Origin of the sequence: Smaragdicoccus niigatensis DSM 44881 = NBRC 103563, from assembly GCF_000380645.1 — a bacterium.
GTDB classification, from domain to species: Bacteria; Actinomycetota; Actinomycetes; order Mycobacteriales; family Mycobacteriaceae; genus Smaragdicoccus; species Smaragdicoccus niigatensis.
Genome location: NZ_AQXZ01000019.1, coordinates 578,283 through 603,465, shown reverse-complemented (window position 1 = coordinate 603,465; position 25,183 = coordinate 578,283). Strand labels below are relative to the sequence as shown.

Below are 25,183 nucleotides of genomic sequence, written 5' to 3'. Positions count from 1 at the left end.
GCCCCATCATGACACGGTATCGGCGAGCCGTCTGGGGTGGTTGTGAAGGTTCTGGCAACGGCAATCTGGATGAATCGGCCAGTGGCGTCGTCCCGTGTCGAGGCGGTTGGTACAAATCTCAACGGTCGCGTTCGGTGTGACGGTCTCCCTGCTCACTTCAGAGTCGAAGTGATTGTGAATCTCGGAAATCGCGAAAGATGTTGTGGCCATAATTATTTCCGGACTACCGAGGCCGACCTTTCCGAGTAGTTGGGACGCCAGCAGCGGCCATTCCGGGTCGAATTCGGACCGGGTGAGGTCAGCACAAAGTAGGCAGCTGCTGACCCCGGGATGCACGAGCGGGCCGACGATTCCCTTGCCATCACGGACCCGAACCTGGAGGTGAACCAGCCCCGCGTCCAGCAATTCGGCAATGAATGAGGGGTCCCATACGAGGCTGTCGGCGAGAACGACGAGGTCGCACGTCCAGCGTCGGACGTCTGCCAGCGTTCTAACCGACCGTGAGCGAACCACGGAGACCGACGTCGCGGACAAGCGTGCGGAAATCGACTCGGCCAACGGCCCGTCACCGTGGACGCGGACGGTGCGCGGACTCCCACTTCGATCTCCGACGATGTGCCCGGACCTGCGCAGATCCGAGATGATCTGCGCAGAGCGGTCGGTGGGAAGCCCGGCCTCGGCGGCTCGCCGGACGGCGACAGCGACGGGCAGAGTGCCGTCGAGCAGACGGATCAGTTCGAGAACCGCGCGTCGATCCGCGCTCGACTCGATCGCAACGACGACTGCGGAGTCGGGGTCCCACCCGAACTGAACGTCGCCATTGCGGCGGTGCAAAACGATGGTTTCGGGGTTGAGTCGAAGCGTCTGCGAGCGGGCCATGGACTCGAGTATTGCCAGAAAACGCGGACCGTGGATTTCTCTATCCACAGGCCGCCGGTTCAGGCCGGTGAACCGGACAGCAGCGCGGCAGCAATGCGCTCGACGTTCGTGCGGTTCTTTCCGAAGTCGGCAACCGTGAGGCGCATCCGCGGACGGCTGGAAATTCGTGCGATTGATCCGGCAGGCGTTGATTCGATTCGTACCTGCAGGACTTCGCCCCAGCTGTTCCAGGACATCGGAACTCGTGCAGTGATCTCGCCGGCCTCCGGGTTCGCGGTGACGATCCGCGATGGAAGTTGGAGTACTGCGTGCTCGACTTGGCCAAATGCCTCGTCGGGCGGCATTGGTAGGTCTACCGCGCCGTCCTGAACGACATTGAATACCTTGTCGTCGGTCCAGCCGGCCTTCTTGATCGCGGACGCCTGGCGCCGTGACAGGAAGAGCGTCATGATGACACCGAAAAAGAGGCCACCAATGATCCCGCGCCCGATACCTGCGGCGACGTCGTCCTGGAATGCGGTGAGCGCACCGGTGAAGACGCCGAAGCCGCCGCCCAGGATCAGAAACAGCTTCCAGCGAAATTGTTGTAGCGACATCGTTCCCTCAAGTCCTCGAGTGTTGGTTATCTGAACGTAGGCCCGCGTTTTGGGAGGAAATAGGCACCGTGGGGTTGGACTCTGCTCACCTTTCTGCCCGGATTCGGCCGATCCGGGTGTACTCCAAGGGATTCACCATGAAACACGTTTTCGTGTTGTTGAGCGCGGTGGCCTTGCTGGTCGCCGCCTGCGGCAACAGCACCAGCGGAAATGCCGTGGGACAGACGTCCGCGGGCTCCACCCAGCCCGTGGAGCGCGCGGTCGGCAAGAAGGCCTGGTACGACGGCTTTGAGATCACCGTCGACAAGGTGACTGCGAAGTCCCTCCAGGACTCGCAGGTGCAGATCGACATCGCCCTGACCTATCGGAACCTGATCAACGCGGCGCATCGACCCGGCTTCGACGGCACCGACAATGACACGGGGCGCGTCGGTCATCTCGAGTGGAAGGACGACTCCTCGGACCTCGAGTTCACGAGTCCCAAGATCCCGGGGTTGGCCATCGGACAGGGCACCGCGAAGCGTGAGATCACGGTGCAGGAACAGTTCGCCAACCTCGATCAACTGCTTGACACGATGGTGCTCGTCTACGGCGACACCGCGACCAACCAGACCCGGATTCCGTTTGGGCCCAACGGCACTGTGGTGACCGAGGAACCGCGCGGAATTTCCGTCGGACAGACGATCGGGTCAGGCCCAACGCTGCAGCTGGCGAGCGCCTACCTCTGGCCCAGCTACGCGCCGGGCGAGAAGGGCAAGCACGAACTCTGGATCGAGTTCACGTTCTCGTGCGCGGAATCGTGCGGTGACATCTTCTATCAGGGGAGTGCGTGGACCCTGACCGATCCCAACGGGCAGCAAGTGCACATGGACGATCGAAGTCCAGCCGTGTATGAACAGCCCGGTCCGGGCGGTAAGACAGGGTCCAGTTACGCGGTCTTCGTGCTCGACAATGTGCCTAGCGGCACCTACACGCTCAACGTGAAGGGCACGCAGGACACCATCGAGTTCGACGAAACGACGCAGCTCCAGCTTTAGTGTCCTGACACTGCCGCTACTGCGGCTCCTCGCCGGGCTCCTCTTCGTTCAGCTTCCGGAGAGCCTCGTCGAAATCCGAGCTCGCGACGCCGGTGTGTGCGACGAACGCGGTCGGGTCGTCGAGATCGCGCGCGTCGGGCATGAGGTCCGGGTGCGCCCACACGGCATCCCGAACTTCGATCCCGCGCTGGTCGGTGAGTTGCTGCCACAGCGCGGCTGCCTCACGCAGCTTGCGCGGGCGAAGTTCGAGGCCGACGAGCGTCGCGAACGTCTGCTCGGCCGGACCACCGGCGGCGCGGCGGCGACGCAGCGTCTCCGACATCGCGCCCACGCCGGGAAGTCGCTCGCCAAGACCCTGCTTCACCACGGTGTCGACCCAGCCCTCGATGAGCGCGAGGAGGGTTTCGAGGCGCTCGAGTGTCGCCTTCTGCTCGGGCGTCGTCTGCGGTTCGAAAGCGCCCTTCGACAGGATCTCTTCGAGCTTCGACGGGTCGCTGAACATCGTCATCGGGTCGATTCCCGACGCGAGTTCCTCGATGGCCGAGGTGTCGACCTTGATGCCGCGGGCGAATTCCTCGACGGTCGCGAGCACGCGCTGGCGCAACCACGGAACGTGGTGGAACAGTCGCTGGTGCGCTGCTTCGCGAGCGGCGATGAAGACGAACACTTCGCGCTCGGGCTGCTCGATGTCCTTGGCGAACTGCGAGATCGCACCCGGCAGGACAGCGGCGACGCCCGTCGGTCCGAGGGGGAGTCCGATGTCAGTCGAGGTCAGGATCTCTTTCGACAGCTGCGCCAGCGCTTGGCCGAGCTGCGAGCCGAAGGCCATGCCGCCCATCTGGCCGATGATCCCAATGACGGGACCGGCGAACTGCTGTGCCTCTGCCGGGAGGTTCTGCGTCCACATGCCGTTGATCTGTGCGGCCACCGGGTCGCAGAGACGCTTCCAGGTGTCGATCGTGCCGTCGATCCACTCACTCGGGCTCCACGCGACGGTGCGGGTGGCGCCGGCCGGGAAAGTCGTGGCCTCGTCGAGCCACAGTTCCGCCAGGTGAACCGAATCAGAGGCGGCGGACGACGCACCAGCGGAGATCGACGGGGTCGATCCGACGAACTGGTGAGCCAGCTGCTTGGCAAGGTCGTAGTTGATGGGGGAGTTGGACCCCGACCCTGTCGTCGCCTGGCCCATGTTCGTGAGCATCTGGCCGAACTGTTGAAGCATCTGACCGAGCGCGTTGGCGTCGAAGCCACCGCCCTGGCCGGGGCCGCCGAAACCGAAGGGGTTGCCCTGACCCTCCGGACCGCGCTTGCGGTCGGGGTCGGAGTCTTCCGGCGAGTTACCGAAGCCGAAACCGAAATCGCTCATAGATTCAACCGTACCGGGAGGCTCCGGAGTTGGGACCGGCCAGACTACGCCGTAGGCGAAAGTCCGGTCCGAGCGAACCTGCTTTACGCTGGCGGTGATGAACGTACGGATCGCGACGATGCTTGCAGCAGTGGTGCCGATTGCTGCCCTGGGTTTCCTGGGATCTGAGGTTTCCGTCCCGTATGTGGCCCTCCAACCTGGGCCCACGTACAACACCCTCGGCAAGGTCGAAATAAAAAAGGACGTCGAGAAGCCCGTCGTCGACATCGAGGGTGCCGTCGTCGATCCGAATCCGCCCGGCAACCTCAACATGACGACCGTTTCGGTGCGTTCGAAACTCTCGATCTTCGAGGCGCTTGCGTACTGGCTCGACGGCAGTTCGGGCGTCGTCCCGCGCTCTGAGGTCTATCCGCCCGGGCAGTCCAAGGACCAGATCGACAAGAGCAATCAGGCGGAGTTCAAGAAGTCGGAGAACTCGGCCGAGCTCGCCGCGGCGCGCTACCTCGGCTATTCGATCCAGGTGTCGGTCGGCGAGGTGGCGACCGACGGCCCGTCTGCCGGCAAGCTCGAGCAGGGCGACAAGATTGTCGAAATCGCTGGTCAAACGATTGATTCGTCGCATGCGGCCACCGAGATCATCGGCTCCCACAAGCCCGGCTCGACACTCCCGCTGACGGTTAAGCGCAACGGCGTGGACACCAAGGTCGAGGTCGTTGTCGGAAAGCGACCGGACGACAAGACACGCGGATACCTCGGCATCGGTCTCTCAGAGGACGCCGACGTTCCGTTCACGATCACGTTCAATCTTGCCGATATCGGCGGTCCCTCGGCAGGTCTGATGTTCACCCTCGCGGTCATCGACAAGCTGACGCCGGGACCACTCAACGACGGCAAGTTCATCGCCGGAACCGGCACGATCGACTCGGTCGGCACCGTCGGACCGATCGGTGGAATCCGCTACAAGATGGAAGCTGCGAAGGATGCGGGCGCGCAGTACTTCCTCGTCCCGGCCGAGAACTGCAAGGAAGCCAACGCGACTGCGCCGGACGGACTCAAGCTCGTCAAGGTGACGCGACTTGCCGATGCCGTGGACTCTCTCAAGTCCCTCAGCTCGGGCGGAAAGAACCTCCCCGCCTGCTAATCGAGGGTGCGGAAAAGTGCCTCTATGAGATTCGTCGCAAGACTTGGGTGAATGCGGAATTCCCGCACCCCGTCGATCGTGATTTCCAGCAGCGCGACTGAAACTCCGCCGCGCAGGACGCCGACGTGCAGACGTGCACGCTGATGTTCGGGATGGGACGTCGCCAAAGTCCGGGCCGCTTCGTCCGCGGCGGTCGGGTCGGCGAGCAGCGGTTCGAACGCGGAGTCGAGATCCTGTTCGGCTTGCGGTGGCAGCACGACGATCGGCTGAACGAGGACACACCCGGCCACCGTCGGCGGCCACGAGGTGGTCGCGAGCATCTCCTCGACGTCGTCGGCGCGGAATTCCTGCTCGATCGCAGTGAGGACTGAACCGTCGCTGAGCTGGTCGGCCAGCGAGGGGTCTTGTTGGATGAGCGCGTTCGTTTCGACCAGCGCAAACAGTCCTGGCCGGGCGTTCGCCTCCGCGATGTCGCCGAGGTGGTCGGCGATGTCGCGGATGGCGCGCCCGAGGTCGGACTGGGTGGGTGTACCTGCCATGCGGGACATACTCCCATCCCAAGATCGTTCTTCGAGATTCTTACTGGCCAAACCGGGCGTTCGTTTACGTAGAGTGGGCGGCAGATCACACCCCCTAACATGTTTGGAGAGTGTCACGTGGCCAATCGGGCGTCGTCCGGGCTGCCAACGATTTCCCGGCGGAGTCGAATAATCGCCATTTCGCTGGCCGTCGTGGCATTGCTGTTGATGTTCGGGCCCCGGCTCGTCGACGCCTACACGAACTGGTTGTGGTTCGGGGAAACGGGCTACCGCAGCGTCTACGTCAAGATGCTGCTTACGCGCATCCTCGTGGGTGTCGTCGTCGCGCTGCTCGTGGGTGGCACGCTCTTCGCCGCGCTGGTGATGGCGTACCGCACCCGCCCGGTGTTCGTGCCGGTTGCAGGCCCGAACGACCCGCTGGCGCGGTACCGCGCGACGGTCGTCAGCCGCCTTCGAAGCTTCGGCGTGACGCTGCCGATCGTGGTGGGTCTGCTGTGTGGTCTCATCGCGCAGACCAACTGGACGACGGTGCAGCTGTTCCTGCACGGCGGCGACTTCAACATCGACGACCCGCAATTCGGCCTCGACGTCGGCTTCTATGCCTTTGACCTGCCCTTCTACCACATGCTGCTGGGCTGGCTGTTCACCGCGATCGTGCTGGCGTTCATCGCCAATCTGGTGACGCACTACATCTTCGGTGGCCTGCGCCTGTCTGGTCGCGACGGCGCCCTCACGCGGTCGGCGCGCGTCCAACTCGCGGTGCTGGCAGGAACGTTCGTGCTGCTCAAGGCGGTTGCGTACTGGTTCGACCGGTACTCGTTGCTGTCGAGCTCGCGCAAGGAACCCACGTTCACCGGTGCTGGCTTCACCGACATCAACGCGGTTCTGCCGGCGAAGCTGATCCTGCTGTCGATCGCGCTCGTGTGCGCGATCGCGTTCTTCGGTGGAATCTTCCTGCGCGACCTACGGATTCCCGCGCTGGCGACCGCGTTGCTGGTCTTCTCGTCGATCCTCATCGGTGCGGTGTGGCCGCTGGCGATCGAACAGTTCTCGGTGCGCCCGCAGGCTGCCCAGAAGGAAGCCGAATACATCCAGCGCAACATCGCGGCGACGCGACAGGCGTACGGCATCACCAACGTCGTGTACGAGCCGTACAGCGGCGAGGGGACCAAGGACCCGGCCGACGTGCCCGCCGACCGCACGACGATCGAATACGCGCGTCTGCTCGACCCGAACGTGCTCGGACCGACGTTCAACCAGCAAATCAACCTCAAGAACATCTACGGCTTCAAACCGTCGCTCGACATCGACCGGTACACGATCAGTGGCAAGATGCAGGACTACATCGTCGCCGCGCGTGAGTTGGCTCCCGGCAACTTCCAGGGCAACCAGCGCGACTGGATCAACCGGCACACCGTGTACACCCACGGCGACGGCTTCGTGGTTGCGCAGGCCAACAAGGTCAATGCGGCCCCGGGCGACTCGGCTGACACCAGCAACAGTGGATATCCGCGGTACCAGGTGAGCGACCTCGCGTCGCAGAAGGCGAATCAGCTCATCAAGGTGACGCAGCCGCGTATCTACTACGGCGAGCTCATCTCCCAGGAGGACCCGGACTACGCGATCGTCGGCGCCGCAAAGGGCGAGGCACCGCGCGAGTACGACACCGACACCACCCAGTACACCTACGACGGCAAGGGCGGCGTTCCAGTCGGAAACTGGTTCAACCGCTTGGCCTTCGCTGCGAAGTACATGGAGGGCAAGATCATCCTCGGTGGGCTCAACGACAACTCGAAGCTCATCTTCAACCGCGACCCGCGGGACCGCGTCACCGAGGTTGCGCCCTGGCTGACCACCGATGGCGACGCCTACCCGGCGGTCGTCGGCGGACGGATCGTCTGGATCGTCGATGCATACACGACGCTGGCGAACTACCCGTATGCGCAGAAGACCGCGCTGCAGGATTCGGTGAACGACAGCATCGACCAGACGACCGGTCGAGCGCTCCCGCAGAAGGAAGTCTCGTACATCCGAAACTCGGTGAAGGCGACCGTCGATGCGTACGACGGCACCATCACGCTGTACCAGGTCGACGACAAGGACCCGGTACTCAAGGCTTGGATGGGCGTCTTCCCGGGAACGGTCAAGCCGCAGAGCGCGATCTCGAAGGAACTGCGGGACCACTTCCGCTACCCGGAGGATCTGTTCAAGGTCCAGCGCGAGATGCTCACGCGCTACCACGTGGACGACCCGCGTGAGTTCTTCACCAACAACGCCTTCTGGTCGGTTCCGGACGACCCGACGGTCGATGGCGGTGACGCCGGCCCGCAGCCGCCGTATTACGTCCTGATGGGTGATCAGAAGAGCGGCAAGCCGGTCTTCAACCTCACCAGCGCAATGGTCGGCTTCAACCGTCCGTACCTGTCGGCGTACATCATGGCCAGCAGCGATCCGGCCACGTACGGCAAGCTGACGGTCTTGCAACTGCCGACGGACTCGCAAACACAGGGTCCGCAACAGATGCAGAGTTCGATGACCACGACCGACCGGGTCGCCAACGGGCTCACGCTGTTGCAGGGTTCGAACGCCATCAAGTACGGCAACCTGCTGACGTATCCGTTCGCCGACGGTGGCGTGCTGTACGTCGAGCCGCTGTACACCGAGCGCAAGAACACGACGACGTCGTTCCCGCAGCTGTCTCGAGTCCTGGTGAGTTATCGCTTGCCATCGAGTGCGGGCGGAGTCGTCCGGGTCGGATACGCGCCGACCTTGGAGGAAGCGCTCACTCAGGTGTTCGGCGATCGGATCGCGAGCGAGGCCGCGACGGCCGACCAGGGTGGGGGAACGCCTCCGGCGCAGCCCAACCAGCCGAACCCGCCGAACCAGCAGGGTGGAGCGTCCAACCCGGCACGTGATGCCGCGGTGAAGGAGATCGACGCTTCGCTCGAGGCCGTCCGCACGGCGCAAACCAGCGGTGATCTCGGGCAGCTTGGTGCGGCGTTCGATCGTCTGGATAAGGCGATCAAGGCGTACGAGGCTCTCGGGGGCTAGTCCGTAAAAACGAGGGGGGCCGTTCCGCAGACTGCGGAACGGCCCCACTTCGTCTCGTCAGGGGCAGTCGTGGCCACGCTTGCCGAGCGGCAGGAGGCCGGCGATGCGGTCCTTCACCGACTCGATGCGCGAACGAACCTGATCGGCCCGAACGTCGACCGCGACCGCGGCCTGACCCTGGGCCGGAGCGAAGCTGGTCTCGACGATCGCCGCGGGTGCCGGAGCTTCGTAGACGTCGGCCTGCGGTGCCGTGAACGCGACGGTGCGGAAGTGCGGTGCCGGAGCTTCGTCACTCACCAGGGTTGCGGCAGGTGCCGGCGCCGGTGCGGCCTGGGGTGCCGGGGTCGACCCGCCGCTGAGGTACTGACCGCACGTCGGCCACGCGCCCTGGCCCTGAGTTGCGAGCACGTTCTCGGCGACCGCGATCTGTTGGTCCTGGGTGGCTTGTGCCGCGGTGGGGGCATACGCCGTGCCGCCGTTTGCCTCCCAGGTGCCCTGCGCGAATTGCAGGCCGCCGTAATACCCGTTGCCGGTGTCGGTGCTCCAGTTTCCGCCGCTCTCGCATTGCGCGACGCCGCTCCAGTCGTGCGTCGCGGCGGCTGCGCTGGCCGGTGCGGCCGCAAACGCGACCGGGACGGTGACGAGTGCACCGGCGACGGAGGCGAGACCGAGGGCGCGCGAGTTCTTGACGAGGGAAGACATGATTTTCGATCCTTTCGACGCTGTCGGAGGCAGTGCTCCGCAGCGAGACCGAACGTACCGACGTATTAAAGACATTGCAGCGCATGAGAATTCGAGAAATTGACCCATGCTTGACAGGCTTGGCCCTGCTCCGTCCGAGGACTTGGGCCGGACTCGCGCAAAGGGGTCCGAAAACTTTCGAGGCGTAGATCACGGAATCTTTGCGATCTGGGTCACTTCGGCGTCTCGCTGACCTGCGGGTTTTGTGTGCGAAAAGCCTCTGACCATACGATTTGGAGTGTGATCTAGCTCTGGGTAATGTTGTGTTCACACCGACGCGGGGTGGAGCAGCTCGGTAGCTCGCTGGGCTCATAACCCAGAGGTCGCAGGTTCGAATCCTGTCCCCGCTACTACAGACCCCCTCCGGCATTGCCGGAGGGGGTCTTATCCATTCTGGGCCTTTTTGTGGGTGTCTCCGCGATACGATTTTTGCCGCCACAATGACGTGGCCGGCAGTTGGAGACCTCATGAGCCACAGCAGATCGGGTCTGGACGACGCTCTGGAAAGTGCCTGGCGCCGCTTTCTGGCATCCCTTGCGGACGCCCTGGATGAGCTCGAACCGCGGGCCACGCTTGACGTTCGCCGCGAAGGCCTGGACGAATTCGACGGTGTTGCCGCAGCCGTGCACATGCGCCGCGACGGTGATCGAATCGTCGTGGAAGCCGCCAGCAACAAGATTCTCGCGTCGAGTCAGAAGCTGAGCAAAACGGCTCGGCGCCAGCTTCACGAACTCGGCTTCGCCAAGCCATCGAAGGTTGCCCACCACTACGCCGTCGACCTCCCGGCGACCCACGTCGACCATGTCGCGAGTCTGGTCATCAGTGCACTGCGGCGTGCGTACGGAGTCGTGCATCCCTCGTTCCTCATCACCAGCGTTGATTGGCGGGCTGCAACGGACCTTCCAGAAGCGCGGCTGAGCGTCGACGCGGTCCTTCCCCGCGGAAAGGTACATCTCGATGAGTTGATCGAGGAGGCGCTTCGGCCGATGCTCGGGCACACCCCGGTCCGGGATTTCGACGGCGACTTCCGGTATCCCGAGGGTTCGGCAGTCATCTTCATTCAGACACGTGGCGGTTCGCCACTGATCCGGTTGTTCGCGGAGATGGTCCTCGGTGTGCGAGACCCGGAGGAAGCGTTGCGTGCGGTCAATGACCTCAATCGCCAAATTCTTGGAGTCACCTTCACGCTCGATGGCGACAAGGTCGTCGCGAGCGCTGAACTTCAGGGATCTCCGTTCGTAGCCGAACATCTTCAGATTCTCCTGACTCACTTGGTCGACACCGTTGCGACGCGCGACGCCGAACTGGCCGAGCGGCTCGGAGGGCGGGTGTTCGCGAAGGGGGACGCTGATTCGAGTGCGACAGACGACCCGCCTCCCGAGATCCATCCGGTGATGGTGGACCTGTTCGACATCGAGTCCGCGGCCCCAGGCTCGTTGCGGGCCTCGGTGGCCGCCGCGATCTGTGGGTACGACGCAGGATTGCTCAACAATTTGATCCGCTGGAACGAGGACCAGGAGGAGCGCTGGCGGAAGTCGCGCGATCATGCGCACGGTGTGAACGAACATGATTTCGCGCAGGTATGTGAGGCCCAGCGGGTACATGCCGCGCGCACGGTGCGGACCCTTCGCAAGGCGCTTCGGCGGCGGCAGCCGCGCTAACCGTTCGTCGGTAGCATTGATGCCAGACCCTGGCAGTGGGGCCGCGCTTTCGGCGGAGGTGTGCCATGGGGCATGCGCAATCATCTGAACTTCACGAACACACGCATCCGGCGGCAGCCGGGCCGTCGAGCCGTGCCTTCAATCTCCTCATCGGTGCATCGACTCTTGTCGTTGTCCTGCAAGGCGTGTGGGCCGGCCTCTTTCTTCGGGAAGGTGAGGGCTACAACGAAGAGTGGATCGACGTCCATGGCGACGGCGGGCTGATCGCACTCGGGTTGGCGATTCTCGCGTGCGCGATCGGTTTGCTGCAGTTGCGCAGACGACGATCGCTGGTAGCTCTCGCCCTTGTCTACACCGCACTGGTGGCCGTCGAGGTTTACTTGGGCGGCCTCGTCGGCGAAACCGGCGTGCTTGCGGCAATCCACATTCCACTGGCGCTGGCAATCGCGGCCGTCGGGGCAGGTGTGTTCGTACGTTCGTGGCGCTGAGTCGGTAGGCACCGGATTACCGTGATCTCGTGACGATGCCTGCGGCGTTCCTTGGTCATGGCAACCCGATGAACGCGCTCGAACGCAACCGGTACACCGAGGCCTGGCGCGTATTCGGCGAATCGGTGCCTCGTCCGCGCGCGATTCTCGTGATCTCCGCGCACTGGTACACGAACGCGACGGCGGTCACCGCGATGCCGCGACCGCGCACCATCCACGACTTCTACGGCTTCCCGCAGGAGTTGTTCGACGTCGAATATCCGGCGCCGGGATTGCCAGAACTCGCGTACCAGGTCGCCGACGTGTGCCAGCCGCGTTGGGTGGGGCGCGACATCGACAGCTGGGGGATCGACCACGGCACCTGGTCAGTGTTGCTCCACGCCTTCCCGGACGCCGACATCCCGGTCGTCCAGATGTCCCTCAACGCGTTCAAGCCGACGGACCAGCATCTCGAGTTGGGGGAGAAGCTGCGACCGCTGCGCGAGGACGGTGTGCTCATCGTCGGTAGCGGAAACATCGTGCACAACCTGCGCGCGGTCAACTACAAGATGCCGGATTCGCCGTTTCCGTGGGCGCAGCGGTTCGACGATGACGCCCGCGAGATCCTGACAAGTCGACCTTCTGACATCGCGACGCTCGACGGGCACCGCGACTACGACCTTGCGGTGCCCACTCCGGATCACTTCTGGCCGTTGCTCTACATCGCCGGACTGGCTGGCGACGAACCTCTACAGCCACTCGTCCAAGGCCACGCCGCCGGCTCGATCTCGATGGCGGCGTACACGCTGGGGCTGACTTGCGCTTCAGAAGGCCGCGGCGATGGCGCTGCCGCCAGGCTGCCGGAAGATGTGCCGTGGGATGAGAGCAACGTCTGAACGGATCCCCTCGATGAGAGTGGGTAAATCATCCGAATAGCCGACTATTGACCGCCCGTGTCTGCAAATACGCTCCACCAATACCGCTGATCTTGCTTGTGGGGCACCGCACGAACGGAAAACCTTGGATATCCGGAAACTGCGGCTGACGACCGCACGTCGACTTTCCCTCATCGGCTTGGTTTTCGTTCTGGCAGCTTGCAACAACGGTGGAGGGTCCGCTCGGCCGGCCCAAAATGCGACTCAGCCACCGCTCATGCTGGTCCTCGACGCTTCGGGTTCGATGACGACCGATGACGCACCTGGGCCGAGAATCGACGCGGCAAAGTCTGCAGCGAAGGCACTGGTGGCGGAGTTGCCACAAGGAAGTCCCGTCGGACTGATTGCCTACGGGACCAGCACCGGAAATTCCGACGCCGAAAAGGAAGCCGGTTGCCGGGACGTGTCGGTCGTCAGCGGGTTGCGCCCGCTTGATCGTGCACGGATCGCCGGCGATATCGACCGGATTCGGGCGTCGGGATATACGCCGATTGCGCGTGCGCTGCGGACTGCCGCCGCTGAACTGCCCACAGATGGATCGGCTCAATCAGTCGTCTTGGTATCAGATGGCGAAGACACCTGCGGCGAACCGCCTTGCGATGTGGCGGCTGAACTGAAACAGACTCACCCGGGACTGACCATCAACACAATCGGTTTCCGGACCGGTCAAACCGCCAATCGCGCATTGATCTGTATCGCGGAAGCGACTGGCGGTATCCAGATCACCGCCGACAATGCGAAGCAGTTGGCAGCCCGACTCCTCGCAACGCGCGACTCGACCAAGGCCCAGGCGAGCCTGACCAGTACCGGGCTCGCCGATATTCATCTCGGAATGACGCTCGCCGAGATTCAGGCCAAGCACTCGGACTTCGTCGGTACGGCAAACAGTGTCGTCATCTGGCGCGACTGTGAGTTCACCTTCGACGGAGACACCCTGGTTTCAATCGCGCCGCGAAACGGCGGTCGCACGATCGACGGAATTCATGTCGGCAGCCTCGTGCGAGAAGCGGTCGACCTCTACGGCGAACCGAGGAGCACCACAATCGAGGCCGATGGCTCGACTACTGCGATCTTCATTGCGAACGAAGAGGAAGAAGTCGGCTATCGAATGTCGACGACCGGCTATTCCGCTGACGGTTTCGCAGGCACGATCAACAAGATCATCCTGTGCAAGTGCCTGCCGAAGAAGGTCGTTGGCCCGAAGACCGTGACGCTGACAGCGGTGGACGCGAGCGGATCCGTCCAGCCAGGATGGTCGGTTGCCAGGACCCTCGGACCGAACAACCTCGACTGTTCTTACAACCATTCGTCCAGATTCGCGTTGACCTCAGGCGTCGTTTCTGACTGTGCACCAACCGCAATGGATGCGCTGGCCTGTTGGCCGACGGACAGCGGCGCTTCGGCTTACTGCCTCATGCGGGCCAAGGAGCCCAACGACTGGCAGTTGGAGAAGTTCACCTCAACTCCGGTTGTCGCCACCGGTGCTCCGCCCGCGGTCGCGGACCCGGTCGCCCTCGTTCTCGACGATGGCACGTTCTGCACCGCGCGAATTGGTGGCAGCTGGGGCTACCCAAAGACGAATCCGGACTACGTCGGCTTCTACATCTGCTCGGGAGGTGGCTTCAACGCCGTGTGGGCAGACCGCGGCACGACAAGCGGCATCACCAGATCGAGCACTGCCTGGACTGTCGAGGTCGGATCCGAATCTGGGCCTTTGACCACCCACACGGTCACCGTCGTCTACTACGTCGCAGCGGCTTAAGGAGCCAAACAGTGACGAAACCATCCAAAGAGCGTCGGTTCGAGCTGCAGCCGAACACGATTGCTCGGGCTCTCGGGTTCCTCTGCTTCGTCCCGATCGTCTACATTTTCAGCGTCGAAGGCTGGACGCGGACAACCGAATACGACCTTTCAACCGGCACCACCTCGACCAGTTCGACGTTGGGAGCGCAGATTGCGAAGGCCGCGATCTGGTTCGTGCTGCTCAGCATCTTCGGTGTCGTCGACTGGTACCTCACGAAGCGACAGGTTCAATGGCCGACCTCGATTCACGAGAAGCTCGCGAGCCGTGGTCTCCTGTCCGATGAGATGAGACCGTCCAAGCCTGTCGAAGGCGTTCCGCCGAGTCCGGTTGTCAACGTGACTCCGTTCGCGGCAGCGGTCATCGGTGCTGTTGTCTTTCTCGGACTCATGTTTGTCTATCCGAGCATGGCCTGGTTCTTGCTCTTCCTGGCCTGCATCTTTGCGGCCTTGAGGACTCGTGCACGTGCCTCTCGCTGGCCAATCTATGTTCGTGACTTCTTGGCAGCACTGCGTCTTACAGATCCCTCCGCGCTGGCGCCCGAGCCGAAAATCCATGTCCCGCCCACAGCCGCGCCGCTCGTGTCCAATGAACCTGCGACGAAGCGCGGAATTGTGTTGACGGCGGCCCGGATCGTTGCCCGCAATCCGGTCCTGATCGGATTCACCGGGCTCGTCTTTGTTGCCATTTTCGTGGTTGCGGTTCCGACGCTGTTCCTGACTAAGGCGATCGCCAGTGCGATGTTCGACAACCTCTTCGTTCAGCTCTTTGCAATGCTCGCGATATTTCCGCTGGTGATGGCCGTGCTGGTGCTCCCCGCCGATGTTCTGATCAACGGCGCGACGATCGCCGGAGTCGAGGACGCACTCCACAATCGTCGTGCCCGGCTGGGCGAGGTCTTCCGCACTGCCCGCAGTCGGTTCTTTCCATTGCTGCGCATGCACCTGGTGTTCTACGTCGTCGCCTTCGTTCCGGATGCAGTGATCGCATGGGTCCTGCTGCGGGGATTCGGCCCCGACGGAATGTACGTATCCGCGATTATCATGACCCCGCTCATGTTCGCGCTGGGCGTGCTTCTCGGGCTTTCGCCGCTCGCCCTGGTGATCGAGGGCCGTGGAGTCGTCGACTCTCTGAAGCGTTCGGTTGAGCTGACGAGACGAGCATTCTGGCGGGTGGTGGCGCTCCACCTCCTCTGGGTTGCACTGGTATTCGGCGGGCTGTGGCTCACGTCGGTACCCATCGTCATCGTCGCCGCGTCGCTCCCTAGCTTCTCGTTGTTGCTCTTCCCGGTGGTCATGGCGTACTTCGCAGTGGTCTTTCCGCTTTTCCGCGCGATGCAAGCGGCGTTGTTCTCTGACCTGAGCGTCCGAGAAGGGGGAGCGCCGCCGACTGCTTCGATCCCAGCTGAGGCGCGTTCCGCGCGGTTCGATCTCAGACCTCATCATGTCGTCCGGGTTCTTGCCGTCTGTACCGCCATCCCGGTGATATTCGGCCCGGATCGACTCCCGTGGATCGTGCTTCTCGGTGTCCTCGTTGGGGCGGACTTCCTCCTTCGTGCGACCGATCGACAGTGGTCCGGAAACACCGCACTTCTGCTGTCGGACTTGGGTTTTGCGCGGTTTGACACCAGTGCCGCGACTGCGCCGGAGGAAGTTGCTCAACCTGTTTCGCCCTGGGAGCCGGCTACTGCATCTGAGCGCGAGCTCGAGCCGAGCGTCCTCGACTCTGCCCCGGAGGCTGCGGTGGTCGACCACACGCTTCCGGACGAAGACACCAAACCCCGAAACAAGCCTCGCGTCTTTGCGGCAACTGAGAACGTACCGCCGGCGCCCGCACGCGACCCGGTCCAGACGGATCCGTGGGGCTCAATGCCGCCGATCACATCCCCGCCCGGGGCGGTCGGATCTGACCAGCGGTCCTGGACAGCTCCGGCCGCGACACGGGAACAGTTGCGGCGCGGGCGCCGGATTGGTTTGGCTGTCGTCGTTCTGCTTGTCTTGAGCGCCGCGGGCGGCGGTGGTTGGTGGTACTTCAGCCATCGGTTGGTCACCGACAACGAGACGATCACCTCGAATCAGCTCCGTGCGGCAATGCCAGACGAACCGGTGAGCCTGGGAACCATTTCCGCGACTGATGTGCTTTCGCGCGGAACTTTTGTCGCACCAAAGAACCTTGACGGCGGCAGTCGCGCGGCGGGATTTATCGACGTCGGTGACACGCTGGTGACGACCGCCTCCTATCCGGGTGACCGCCCCGCCGACCTCGCCGGCATCGACGCCAAGACCGGAAGTTTGACGTGGAAGATCGATCAATTCGGTTTCCGAATTGCATGTGCTGATGAAACTGCGGCCGGGCTTCTTCCGTGCTTCCACTCCAAGGGAGGAGTGGCTTCTGGCACGCCCTTCATCAGCGAAGTCGCGTTCATCGATCCGCACAGCGGGACGGTCGACCACACGCTCCCTGCTGAGGGTGTACTTGCGCTGGGAGTGATCGGCGATGACGTCGTCTCAGTCACTCAGGCGACGATTTCGCGTGGAACTGTAGATCGCCTGGACAGCGTATGGAAGGTCCAGCGCTCTTTCTCCGCCGCATGTGGCGGCCAAGGCACGCATTTGGAGTTCGCGCTGAACAAGGACTTCGTCGTGATCGGAACCGACTCCGGTCAATCTGTGCTGAAGGCCGCTGACGGGTCCCAGATCGTCGGTGATGCCAATGAGGTTGCGCTGTACCCAGGTAAGGGGTTTGTCTCGCTCGTCTGTCACCCGCGGGCGTCATCGGAAACGATTGTCGTTGACCGGACCGGTCAGCAGGTTCGGAGTTACGCGCGCGAAGGTGGCTACGGAGCGGTTGTAGCGCCCAGTGGCGTCGACGGTTACATATTCGACGGAGCCGCGTATGACTTCGCAACCGGTAATCAGTTGTGGTCAGTTCCGAGCGGAGGCGTGGCCGACGTGGTGGGTGACACCGCCGTCGTTCTCAGCGGCGATCAATTGGTCGCGAAAGACTTCAAGTCAGGAAGTACTCTGTGGCAGAAAACTTTCCAGCCCGAGCAGTTCTATCAGGTGCCGAGCGACTGGCTCACTGACGGTCACCGACTGATCTTCGGCATGGATGGTCAGGTGCGGGCCGTCAACCTGGAAACCGGGGCCACCGACTGGACTGTCTCGGCCAGCGGGAATGCCATGCGCGCGGGCAACGGATTCGCCATCATGTCGGATTCGACGCTCGATCTCTTCGGTGCGGGACAGTCAGTGGCACATGAATCCTCCACTGCTGCACCACCCACCGTCAGTTGGGACGCCAGTGCTGAGGGATACGGGCCCGTCAAGATCGGCATGACCGAGGACCAGGTGAGGGCGGTCGCCGACTCGCCGTCGAGTCAGGTGATGTCACACTGCACCTACATCACCTACAAGGCGCCCAACGGAGGCACGGCCACTGCGGTGATTCACGACCGTGAGAGCACCGTCGTACAAATTCAGGCCGCTGACTATGCCCGAACGGATCGCGGTGTCTACGCGGGATTCACCGAGGATCAGGTTCGAAGCGCATATTCGGACAAGACGGTCACTGTCATGAACACCCAGGCTGGCACTGCACTTGTTATCGGACACCGGCGTCCACGCCTCGACGGGAGCGCAGGCGCAACCGCCGAAATGGGTTTCACACTCGAAAATGGTGTGGTTGGGGCGCCACTTGTCCACGGGATTCCGGGGTTCGAAGTCTGCTCGGGGTGAGCGCGTGACTAGCCGACGATGCCAAGCACCCAGTCATTCGCGGCTTGGAGATCGATCTCGGACACAGAATCGAGGCATAGTCGTCCACCGCTGCCTGTCTCCACATTGATCACGCCGTGGACGATGCGTCCGCCTGTGCACCAGACGCCGCCCGCTCCCGGATGCGGTGACGAGTAGACGAACAGCCCGATTTCATCCGGAAGCACTTCGCCCGAATAGATTTCGTTCATCGCGCCGAGGATGCGGTCAGCCGTTGAACCCTCGCTTCGAAGGACGGTATGGACGCCGGCCGGGTTGATGACGCTAGCGTGCGTCTCTCCCAAGGCTGACAGCGCAAAATACGTGCCGTTTCCACGGAACCAGTTGATGTCATGCAGCGACGAGTAGTGCATGCCGATGCCTGCCGGTGATTCGGTGATTGCCGTGATCGCGTAAACGAGTTCGGAATCGATGGTGAGCGATTCGCCGGAAACGTCGGCAAGGCCGCGCACCGCGAGCGAGCGAGTTCCGCGGAGCGCGGCAATGAATCGCGCATCGGGGTCCCACGACACCGAAGGCAGCATTCCCGGCCAGGTCGCCCCCTGACAATGGGCGATTCCCAGTACCTCGTCGTCGGTCAGAAGTCGATGCTGCGAATAGCTCAGATCCATCTGAAGTCTTTCTTGAACGGTGCCTGCATCATCGACCAACCGGTATTCAGACCGATTTCAGCGAGTGGACCAATGCCTTCCGTGGCACCAGCGAACCCGGACATCAGGACATCGTGAGCGGTCCCTGTGAACGTGTCCCCGAGAGCGTTCAAACCACCGCCACCGTGGTATGTGTTGTTGACGGCCATCGCGTTGCCGGCATAGACCGCACCGATACCCCCTGCGATGATGAGTGCCGGAGCGGCGACGGGCGCGCCAGCGATCAGCGCGCCGACGGCTAGCGCCGCGCCGACGGCAACTCCGACTTGACCGATTGCCTTAAACGAGTCCGCGGAGATTGCTGCGAATTTGTCTTCGCCAGACAGATCAGGGCTCGCAAAGTCGTCGGCGATATCGAGTCCGGAGGAGACTCCCGGAATCTTCTCAACAATCGAGCGAACGACATTCCCGACCGCGGTGTCCTCGCCCCAATGTTTGAAGTCCTGATAGATCTCGTGCAGAGATCGACTGTGTGTCGCGCTCGCCCCACCGGCAGAGTCCGCGGCGCTCGCGTGGCGTTGTTCGGACTCGTTGTTCAGAGCAGACTGACCGAGGCCATCGATGTGCTGCTGAGCGGCGAGAAGCTCCTTCTTGTGCTGGGGCCACCACTCGTGCACAAAGCGCTTGGCGTCTGGTCCGTCCCAGACAGACGAGAGGTGGTTGACCGAAGACTCGATCGCCGCAATCGCCTTCGCGATGTCGGTCGCCCCGGCCTTGAGTTGCCGGCCCGCCTCGTGGACCTTCTCGACATCCATTCCCATTCGGGCCATGGAGAACTCCTCTACGACTTCGGACGCAGGTAGCCGAGCGGCTGGACGCCGGTGCCCTTTTCGCCGAAGTGGTGCTCACGGACCGTAGCCGGGTCATTGGCGTCGATGCCGTCCTGCCACGAGTAGTTCTGTTCGAGAACTTTGTACTCGCCGTTCTGGCCGACTTCGGTGATGACCGCGACGTGCCCGTATGTGCCTCCGCCATACACAATGACGTCCCCGGGCTGCGGCGCCCCCTGGCCATAGGGAATCCGGTCGTAGTACTTCTCAACGCCGTTCGAGCCGTACTTGTTGTAGATGTCCGACGCCGCGTTGCTGTTGGTCGCGATGTCGCCGTTCCCGACGACATCGTGGCTGTACTGGCGGAACACGTCGAAGCACTGGGCCCCATACGCGTGGTCGTAGTCGATCTGCTTGCCTTGCCAATCGGCGACGAATTTGTTGGCTGCTTCAGAATGTGCAGCCGCAGAAAGGGCTGCGCCGCCACCGACGATTGCCGGTGTGATGAGCGGCGCGATCCCCGCAGGTGGTGCGGTGGGTGCGGGACTCGGAGCCGTCGCACTGCCGCCGTCGGCCCCACTCGCCTGTCGCTGCTCCGACTCGTTGTTCAGGGCAGACTGCCCGAGACCGTCGATGTGGTGCTGCGCAGCAGTGAGAGACTTCTTGTGCTGCGGCCACCACTGGTGGATGAACCGCTGCGCGTCGGGTCCTTCCCAGATTCCCGCAAGTCGGCCTACCGTTGCCTCGATCTGTGCGATCGTGCGCGAGATTTCCTCGGCACCGGCCTTGAGCTGCCGGCCTGCCTCGTGAACCTTTTCGACGTCCATTCCCATGCGGGCCATGGCTTCACTCCTTCCGGTGCTAAGAATGGGCCTGCAAGGCAGGCCCATCAGATGACTTAGGCTTGCGACGCGGTCCGCTGAGCACTGGCGTTGTTCGTTGCGCTCTGGGCCAATCCGGTGATGGCCTCCTTGGCAGCCATGAGCGACTTCTTGTGCTGCGGCCAGAACTCGTTGACGAAGCGGGTGGCGTCGGGGCCCTCCCAGATGTGGGGGAGTCCGTTGACCACGCGATCGAGGTTCGAGATGGCGGTCTGAATCTGGGTCGCCTGGTCCCGGAGCTGCTTGGCGGCGCCTTCAACCTGGTCGACATCCATTCCCCAGCGTGCCATTGTGAATTCCTTTCGTTGGCTGCGAATTTCGCAGTTCTTTTGGTTGACCCCAAAGTTAGGGGAGTTGTTGAATTTCGGGAATGGGCAGATCTACCCACTGCCCTCGATTAATTCGAGTGAACGACACCGACCTCGTCTGCGGCGACGGCGACCTGCAGTTTCGTCGCCTTTCCGCGGTTGATGACGAACCCGCGCCCGGGCACCTGGTCTCGATTGTTCAACCGTCCGAGCGAGGTTTGCAGCAGGGTGTCACCCTCGATGTCGCGCGGCATGAGCAGGAGTCCTCGACGTGAAGACTTGAAAGCTGGTGCCAAATTCCATGCCTGCGTCCACGTCGAATACTCGCCTTCTCCAACCACGAAATGGTCGTTGTCAATCGAACGGGTGACGAGATTCGATACCGCGGATTCGGCGAGGGTGCCATCGAGACCGGGCAGATTCTCGATGATGAATGCGAATGACCCAGGCTCGGCCGAACCGGCCTCAATCGACTCCGTCAATTCCCGTGCCAGGCTGTCGACGGCGTCGGGTCCCTCCGCGACGTGTGTCCAAGCGAAGCGCGACGCGAGGCGAGTTGGCTTGGCAGCCAGCAGGACGAGCCTTCGATGCGGAGTTGCGCGTCGAATCGAGTGAGCCAGCGAATGCAGCGCCGTCGAGCGACCTGACCCGGGCGCACCGGCCACGAGAAACGCACCGTTGGCATGGAAGCCGACAGCGCTAAGGGTGTCGTGCCGCAGCCCGAGGGAGGGCAGCAGGGTGTCGCCGGTTTGCGACAGGACCGGAAGGTCGGGCAGCGCGACGAACTCCGGGAGCGATGCAACCTCGGGCGCCGGCATTGCGCCCTTGCGGCGCATGGCCGCCGCGAACGCTGCGATTTCGCGGCCCTGTACCGCAACGTTGGCGTCGCCACCCAATACCGAGAGCTGCACCTCGCAGCCATCGAGGACCCCGCGGCCGGGAGGCGAATTCGGATTGAGGATGTCGGATGCGACTCCCAGAGACATGTAGTCGTCGGCGCTTGCCATCCTCAGCACGATTCGGCGCTGCACGCTCGACCCCAGCGACGTCGGCAGAGCGGCAGGCCGGTCGGCGGTGACCACGACATGTACGCCAACCGCGCGCCCGTCGGCAGCGATCTGGCAGAACATCGTGAACCAGGGTGAAGCGAGCGAGTGCTCGTAGGCCTCGCGGAAGGCTCCGATGCCGTCGACAAGCACGACGATTCGAGGCTCGGTCGGCGCATTGGCGCGAGCGCGGTACTCGGTGATTGTGGACGACTGAGCTGCGGCGTAGCGGGTTGCGCGCTCATCGACTGTGGCAACGAGCTGCCGCATGAGCCGACTGAGGCGTTCCTCGTCGTCTCCGTCGATGATCGCTCCCACGTTCGGCAGGTCGGCGATGAGGCTCAGGCCTGCGGACGAGAAGTCGAGCCCGTAGCAATGCACCGGCCCACCGCGGAATGACGCGGCCGCTGCGATCGTAACTTGACGCAGCGCCGCTGATTTTCCGGATCCGCTCGCCCCGAAGATCACCATGTTGCCGTGCGTGTTTGGTTCCCAGAACCGGATCGGCTGGTGCTGATGCTCGGGTTCGTCACCGATGCCCAGAAGCAATGCGTCGTCGGTGCGCGACATCGTGATGAGATCGCGGTAGTCATAGGTGTTCTTCAGCTCGGGTAGCCACGGCTTCCGAGGCTCGGGGATGTTCGATTCGGTCGCAGCGGCCTTGATCGTCGAGACGACCCGCGCGATATCGTTGGGCCCCTTTCGAGCGTGGACATCTTCGAGTGCGGCGGGAACTTCCCAGGCCAGCGCCGCGCCGAAGCGCATCTCGTCGATCTGAATCGGGGGCGCCTCCGGCGTGCGACTGGTCCGGCCGCCTACATATCCCGTCTGGAACGTGGTCAGTCTGCCGGGACCCGTTTTGGCCACCGCGCGGCCCGGAATGTTCGGCGGAAAGTTCGCTGCGTCCGGTACTCCGATGACGTCCGTCGAGTCGTCCGTGTCGGCCATGCGGAGGGCGATGCGCAGGTTCGTATTCGCGCGCAGGTTGTCCTTGATGACGCCGGCGGGACGCTGGGTCGCCAGTACCAGGTGCAAACCGAGCGACCGACCGCGTTGCGCGACGTCGACGACACCATCGACGAACTCCGGGATCTCCTTGACCAGGGCTGCGAATTCATCGACGACGATCACCAGGCTCGGCGGACATTCCGGATCGCCGGTTCGCTCGAGCGAGATGAGGTCCTTCTTGCGCTTACGTTGGAGTAACCGTTCACGGAAGTGGATCTCGGCCCGCAACGATGTCAGAGCCCGCCGGACGAGGTATGTCGAAAGGTCGGTCACCAGACCGACGGTGTGCGGTAGGTCGATGCAGTCCGCGAACGCCGCTCCGCCCTTGTAGTCGACGAACAGAAACGTCACACGGTCCGGACTGTGGGCCCCGGCCATCGCAAGCACCCACGTCTGCAGGAACTCCGATTTACCCGAACCCGTGGTGCCGCCGACGAGTGCGTGAGGGCCCTGCTCGCGCAGATCAAGCGCGAGTGGTGTCGCTCCGGCCGACCCGATGACGGCCCGCAGATCGCTGTCCTTTCGACGAGGTATCGGCGGTCCGCTGCGATCGATGATCGACCCACCTTGCCGCCATCGATCGGCGACGACCGACGAGGCTTCGGACATCTCGATGCCGACCAGGTCCAGCCAGGAGATGCCTAGCGGGAGGTCGGACGAGTCCTCGATGACCAGGCCGGTATCGACGACGGGTGAGAGTTGCAATGCCGCGCGAAGTGCCTCTTCGGGTTGAACCGACACACATTGGGTTGGATAGGCGTGAAGGCCGTGCCGAACCTGTCCGACGGTGGCGCCGGCCGTGTCGGATACCAAAACGAACGTCCGGCACGCGGCTGGAAGAGCCTGCTCATGCGCGGCGACCCACAGGAGGTGGACGCCGACCTCAGGGCCGGTTTCAGCGAGTCGATTGAGGCGCGCGCGATCGACGGGAGTGTCGTCCTCGATCAAGACCACCACTGCCGGCAACGTCGGCGGCTTGTGCTGTGCGAGAACCGTGGCCCCGGCAAGGTCCGGAACCTCGCCGCGCGGTTCGGTCTGACGATGCTCCTCCGACCGCTTCGCGACGAGGTCTTCGAGTTCGGCGAGCAGTGCCAGTCCGGTGCCCTGGTTGTCCGCGAGATAGGCGCCTCGGAGCGGCGAATGAACCGACCCCACATGCGGCAGCCACTGGACCCATTCCCACGTCTGCTTCGACATAGGCGATGCGAGCACGGTGAGAGTCAACTCGGCGGGAGAGTGCAATGCGACGAGCTGCATCACCAGTCCGCGAGCGACGCCTTCGACCCGTCCGCGCGGACCTGCGACGCCGATGACGCCGGCCGTCCGGAAGTCGCCGATCTGCGGAACCGGCTCGATAATGCTCTTCTGTTTGACGAATTCAACTGCCCGAGAACGATATTCAGGGAGGCCGTCCTTGTCGAATTGGGTTTCGAAACGGCACAGTGAAGGCGCTGCGCCCATCCCGAGCCGGACGGTGAGGAACCCGTTGTGCTCCGGGCGATGAGTCCACAACATCGTGCCGAGTCGGTCCACGGCACTCATCGCATCGTCGACGGATGGGCTCTGAGAAGCCCGGACCGCGCGCTCGAGCTGTTGAGCGGCATTGACCTCCTCGACCAGCGCTTGCATGCCGGTTTCGAAGTTCGCCTTCTGCTGCTTGAGATTGCGTTTGGCCTCGTATCGCTGCTCGAAATACGTCGCGATCGCCATCAGCGGCATGAGCGCGATGAACAGCACGCTCACGAGGCTCCGACTGATGGCGAAAAACGCCGCTCCCATCACCAGTGGCATGAGCATCGACAGCCACGGAAAGCGTTGAATATGAGGATGTTTCGGCAGGTCCGGCGTCTGGAACGTGCGCTCGGGGAATCGTGCGACCACCCGTGGAGATCGGTTGAATTCGATCACCGGGCTTGTTGGAACCGCTGTTCCAGCCATGCGTGTCGATGTCAGGGTCAGATACGTGTCGCCGACCAGCACGAGGTCAGCAGATCCGACTGTTGCCCGTGCCACGCGGCGACCGCCGATGAGCACGCCGTTGACCGAGTTCTCATCGATGATCTCGATGCTCTCTCCAACGACGATTCGAGCATGTCGCTTGCTGACCAGTGGGTCGGTGAGGCGGACCTGGTTTTGGGCGGTGCGACCGATCGTGCTCACCCCGACCGGTAACGAAAACTGCCTTCCTTCATCCGGACCACCGACCACCCGCACGAGTGCGGCGGTCGGCCCGCCGGGTCCCGCGTCCAGCGCCTGGCTGCCGGTGAAGCGTTCGAGCGACACCACGGACCCCGAACGGACTCCAGCCTCGATGAGGTTCCGAGTCGGATCGAGCAGAGCACCGGCTTGCCGACCGCTGCGATCTTCGACGCGAAGTGTCAGGTTTTCCGGCGCGGCAGCCCCAGCGCGTGCGGGATCAGCTGAGTACAACGCGGCTGCGAGGTCCGAAACGAGCGCAGTCGCATCGACGGTCACGCCGATGTCGCTCGAACGCCCCTGCGGACGCTTGAGAGTCAATTTGAGGTGCATC

General features: G+C 63.2%; 18 protein-coding genes and 1 tRNA gene. 9 read left to right on the top strand and 10 right to left on the bottom strand.

Annotation, left to right across the window (positions count from 1 at the left end; all coding sequences use genetic code 11):
- Window positions 1-6 precede the first annotated feature (6 nt).
- Both F600_RS29680 and F600_RS0124015 read right to left on the bottom strand, forming a co-directional pair.
- Window positions 7-879 (bottom strand): hypothetical protein, encoded by an 873-nt coding sequence (locus tag F600_RS29680; RefSeq protein WP_018163215.1) that lies wholly within the window; start codon window positions 877-879, stop codon window positions 7-9.
- Window positions 880-938: 59 nt separating this feature from the next.
- On the bottom strand, window positions 939-1,475 hold the full coding sequence (locus tag F600_RS0124015) for a DUF1499 domain-containing protein (RefSeq protein ID WP_018163214.1): 537 nt from the start codon (window positions 1,473-1,475) through the stop codon (window positions 939-941).
- A gap of 137 nt (window positions 1,476-1,612) precedes the next feature.
- Between F600_RS0124015 and F600_RS30880 the strand changes: the two genes are divergently transcribed.
- A complete protein-coding gene (locus F600_RS30880; protein WP_156024805.1) occupies window positions 1,613-2,512 on the top strand; it encodes a hypothetical protein in 900 nt (299 codons plus the stop codon).
- A gap of 16 nt (window positions 2,513-2,528) precedes the next feature.
- Here F600_RS30880 and F600_RS29670 read toward each other — a convergent pair whose 3' ends face one another.
- Window positions 2,529-3,878: a zinc-dependent metalloprotease gene (locus F600_RS29670; RefSeq protein WP_018163212.1), complete on the bottom strand. Its 1,350-nt coding sequence runs from the start codon at window positions 3,876-3,878 to the stop codon at window positions 2,529-2,531.
- A gap of 97 nt (window positions 3,879-3,975) precedes the next feature.
- Here F600_RS29670 and F600_RS0124000 point away from each other — a divergent pair, with 97 nt between their 5' ends.
- Window positions 3,976-5,019: a YlbL family protein gene (locus F600_RS0124000; RefSeq protein WP_018163211.1), complete on the top strand. Its 1,044-nt coding sequence runs from the start codon at window positions 3,976-3,978 to the stop codon at window positions 5,017-5,019.
- Here F600_RS0124000 and F600_RS0123995 read toward each other — a convergent pair.
- Entirely contained in the window at window positions 5,016-5,558 is a 543-nt protein-coding gene (locus tag F600_RS0123995) for a PPA1309 family protein (RefSeq protein ID WP_018163210.1), read from the bottom strand. The genes F600_RS0124000 and F600_RS0123995 overlap by 4 nt on opposite strands.
- Before the next feature lie 99 nt (window positions 5,559-5,657).
- Between F600_RS0123995 and F600_RS0123990 the strand changes: the two genes are divergently transcribed.
- Window positions 5,658-8,609, top strand: a complete 2,952-nt coding sequence (locus F600_RS0123990) for a UPF0182 family protein (RefSeq protein WP_051090901.1) — start codon at window positions 5,658-5,660, stop codon at window positions 8,607-8,609.
- A 57-nt stretch (window positions 8,610-8,666) separates the two neighbouring features.
- Here F600_RS0123990 and F600_RS29665 read toward each other — a convergent pair whose 3' ends face one another.
- Window positions 8,667-9,311 (bottom strand): transglycosylase family protein, encoded by a 645-nt coding sequence (locus F600_RS29665; RefSeq protein WP_018163208.1) that lies wholly within the window; start codon window positions 9,309-9,311, stop codon window positions 8,667-8,669.
- Window positions 9,312-9,626: 315 nt separating this feature from the next.
- Here F600_RS29665 and F600_RS0123980 point away from each other — a divergent pair.
- The 6 genes from F600_RS0123980 (at window position 9,627) to F600_RS31395 (ending at window position 17,951) form a co-directional block, all read left to right on the top strand.
- Window positions 9,627-9,700: transfer RNA gene (locus F600_RS0123980), tRNA-Met, on the top strand.
- Between the two features lie 117 nt (window positions 9,701-9,817).
- On the top strand, window positions 9,818-11,011 hold the full coding sequence (locus F600_RS0123975) for a T3SS (YopN, CesT) and YbjN peptide-binding chaperone 1 (protein ID WP_060934631.1): 1,194 nt from the start codon (window positions 9,818-9,820) through the stop codon (window positions 11,009-11,011).
- A 65-nt stretch (window positions 11,012-11,076) separates the two neighbouring features.
- A complete protein-coding gene (locus tag F600_RS0123970) occupies window positions 11,077-11,499 on the top strand; it encodes a hypothetical protein (protein WP_018163206.1) in 423 nt (140 codons plus the stop codon).
- Window positions 11,500-11,534: 35 nt separating this feature from the next.
- Window positions 11,535-12,374: a 4,5-DOPA-extradiol-dioxygenase gene (gene ygiD / locus F600_RS0123965; protein ID WP_040632574.1), complete on the top strand. Its 840-nt coding sequence runs from the start codon at window positions 11,535-11,537 to the stop codon at window positions 12,372-12,374.
- A 124-nt stretch (window positions 12,375-12,498) separates the two neighbouring features.
- On the top strand, window positions 12,499-14,175 hold the full coding sequence (locus F600_RS30875; protein WP_156024804.1) for a vWA domain-containing protein: 1,677 nt from the start codon (window positions 12,499-12,501) through the stop codon (window positions 14,173-14,175).
- Between the two features lie 11 nt (window positions 14,176-14,186).
- Window positions 14,187-17,951: an outer membrane protein assembly factor BamB family protein gene (locus F600_RS31395; RefSeq protein WP_081629009.1), complete on the top strand. Its 3,765-nt coding sequence runs from the start codon at window positions 14,187-14,189 to the stop codon at window positions 17,949-17,951.
- A gap of 8 nt (window positions 17,952-17,959) precedes the next feature.
- Here the strand turns inward: F600_RS31395 and F600_RS0123950 are convergent, their stop codons facing one another.
- The 5 genes from F600_RS0123950 to F600_RS0123925 form a co-directional block, all read right to left on the bottom strand.
- Entirely contained in the window at window positions 17,960-18,601 is a 642-nt protein-coding gene (locus F600_RS0123950) for a hypothetical protein (protein WP_018163203.1), read from the bottom strand.
- Window positions 18,592-19,410 carry a hypothetical protein gene (locus F600_RS32215; RefSeq protein WP_174523575.1) on the bottom strand — a complete coding sequence of 273 codons (819 nt, stop codon included), beginning with the start codon at window positions 19,408-19,410 and terminating at the stop codon, window positions 18,592-18,594. Before F600_RS32215 ends, F600_RS0123950 begins: the two co-directional genes overlap by 10 nt.
- Window positions 19,411-19,421: 11 nt before the next feature.
- Window positions 19,422-20,252: a CHAP domain-containing protein gene (locus F600_RS31955; protein WP_156447937.1), complete on the bottom strand. Its 831-nt coding sequence runs from the start codon at window positions 20,250-20,252 to the stop codon at window positions 19,422-19,424.
- Window positions 20,253-20,308: 56 nt separating this feature from the next.
- Window positions 20,309-20,581: a WXG100 family type VII secretion target gene (locus F600_RS0123930; RefSeq protein ID WP_018163200.1), complete on the bottom strand. Its 273-nt coding sequence runs from the start codon at window positions 20,579-20,581 to the stop codon at window positions 20,309-20,311.
- Between the two features lie 107 nt (window positions 20,582-20,688).
- Window positions 20,689-25,182 carry a type VII secretion EssC family protein gene (locus tag F600_RS0123925; RefSeq protein WP_018163199.1) on the bottom strand — a complete coding sequence of 1,498 codons (4,494 nt, stop codon included), beginning with the start codon at window positions 25,180-25,182 and terminating at the stop codon, window positions 20,689-20,691.
- Window position 25,183 lies beyond the last annotated feature (1 nt).

Coding starts and splice junctions, on each gene's coding strand:
- F600_RS29680 (WP_018163215.1), bottom strand. CDS start 879: ATGGCCCGCTCGCAGACGCTTCGACTCAACCCCGAAACCATCGTTTTG.
- F600_RS0124015 (WP_018163214.1), bottom strand. CDS start 1,475: ATGTCGCTACAACAATTTCGCTGGAAGCTGTTTCTGATCCTGGGCGGC.
- F600_RS30880 (WP_156024805.1), top strand. CDS start 1,613: ATGAAACACGTTTTCGTGTTGTTGAGCGCGGTGGCCTTGCTGGTCGCC.
- F600_RS29670 (WP_018163212.1), bottom strand. CDS start 3,878: ATGAGCGATTTCGGTTTCGGCTTCGGTAACTCGCCGGAAGACTCCGAC.
- F600_RS0124000 (WP_018163211.1), top strand. CDS start 3,976: ATGAACGTACGGATCGCGACGATGCTTGCAGCAGTGGTGCCGATTGCT.
- F600_RS0123995 (WP_018163210.1), bottom strand. CDS start 5,558: ATGGCAGGTACACCCACCCAGTCCGACCTCGGGCGCGCCATCCGCGAC.
- F600_RS0123990 (WP_051090901.1), top strand. CDS start 5,658: ATGTTTGGAGAGTGTCACGTGGCCAATCGGGCGTCGTCCGGGCTGCCA.
- F600_RS29665 (WP_018163208.1), bottom strand. CDS start 9,311: ATGTCTTCCCTCGTCAAGAACTCGCGCGCCCTCGGTCTCGCCTCCGTC.
- F600_RS0123975 (WP_060934631.1), top strand. CDS start 9,818: ATGAGCCACAGCAGATCGGGTCTGGACGACGCTCTGGAAAGTGCCTGG.
- F600_RS0123970 (WP_018163206.1), top strand. CDS start 11,077: ATGGGGCATGCGCAATCATCTGAACTTCACGAACACACGCATCCGGCG.
- ygiD (WP_040632574.1), top strand. CDS start 11,535: ATGCCTGCGGCGTTCCTTGGTCATGGCAACCCGATGAACGCGCTCGAA.
- F600_RS0123950 (WP_018163203.1), bottom strand. CDS start 18,601: ATGGATCTGAGCTATTCGCAGCATCGACTTCTGACCGACGACGAGGTA.
- F600_RS32215 (WP_174523575.1), bottom strand. CDS start 19,410: ATGGCCCGAATGGGAATGGATGTCGAGAAGGTCCACGAGGCGGGCCGG.
- F600_RS31955 (WP_156447937.1), bottom strand. CDS start 20,252: ATGGCCCGCATGGGAATGGACGTCGAAAAGGTTCACGAGGCAGGCCGG.
- F600_RS0123930 (WP_018163200.1), bottom strand. CDS start 20,581: ATGGCACGCTGGGGAATGGATGTCGACCAGGTTGAAGGCGCCGCCAAG.
- F600_RS0123925 (WP_018163199.1), bottom strand. CDS start 25,182: ATGCACCTCAAATTGACTCTCAAGCGTCCGCAGGGGCGTTCGAGCGAC.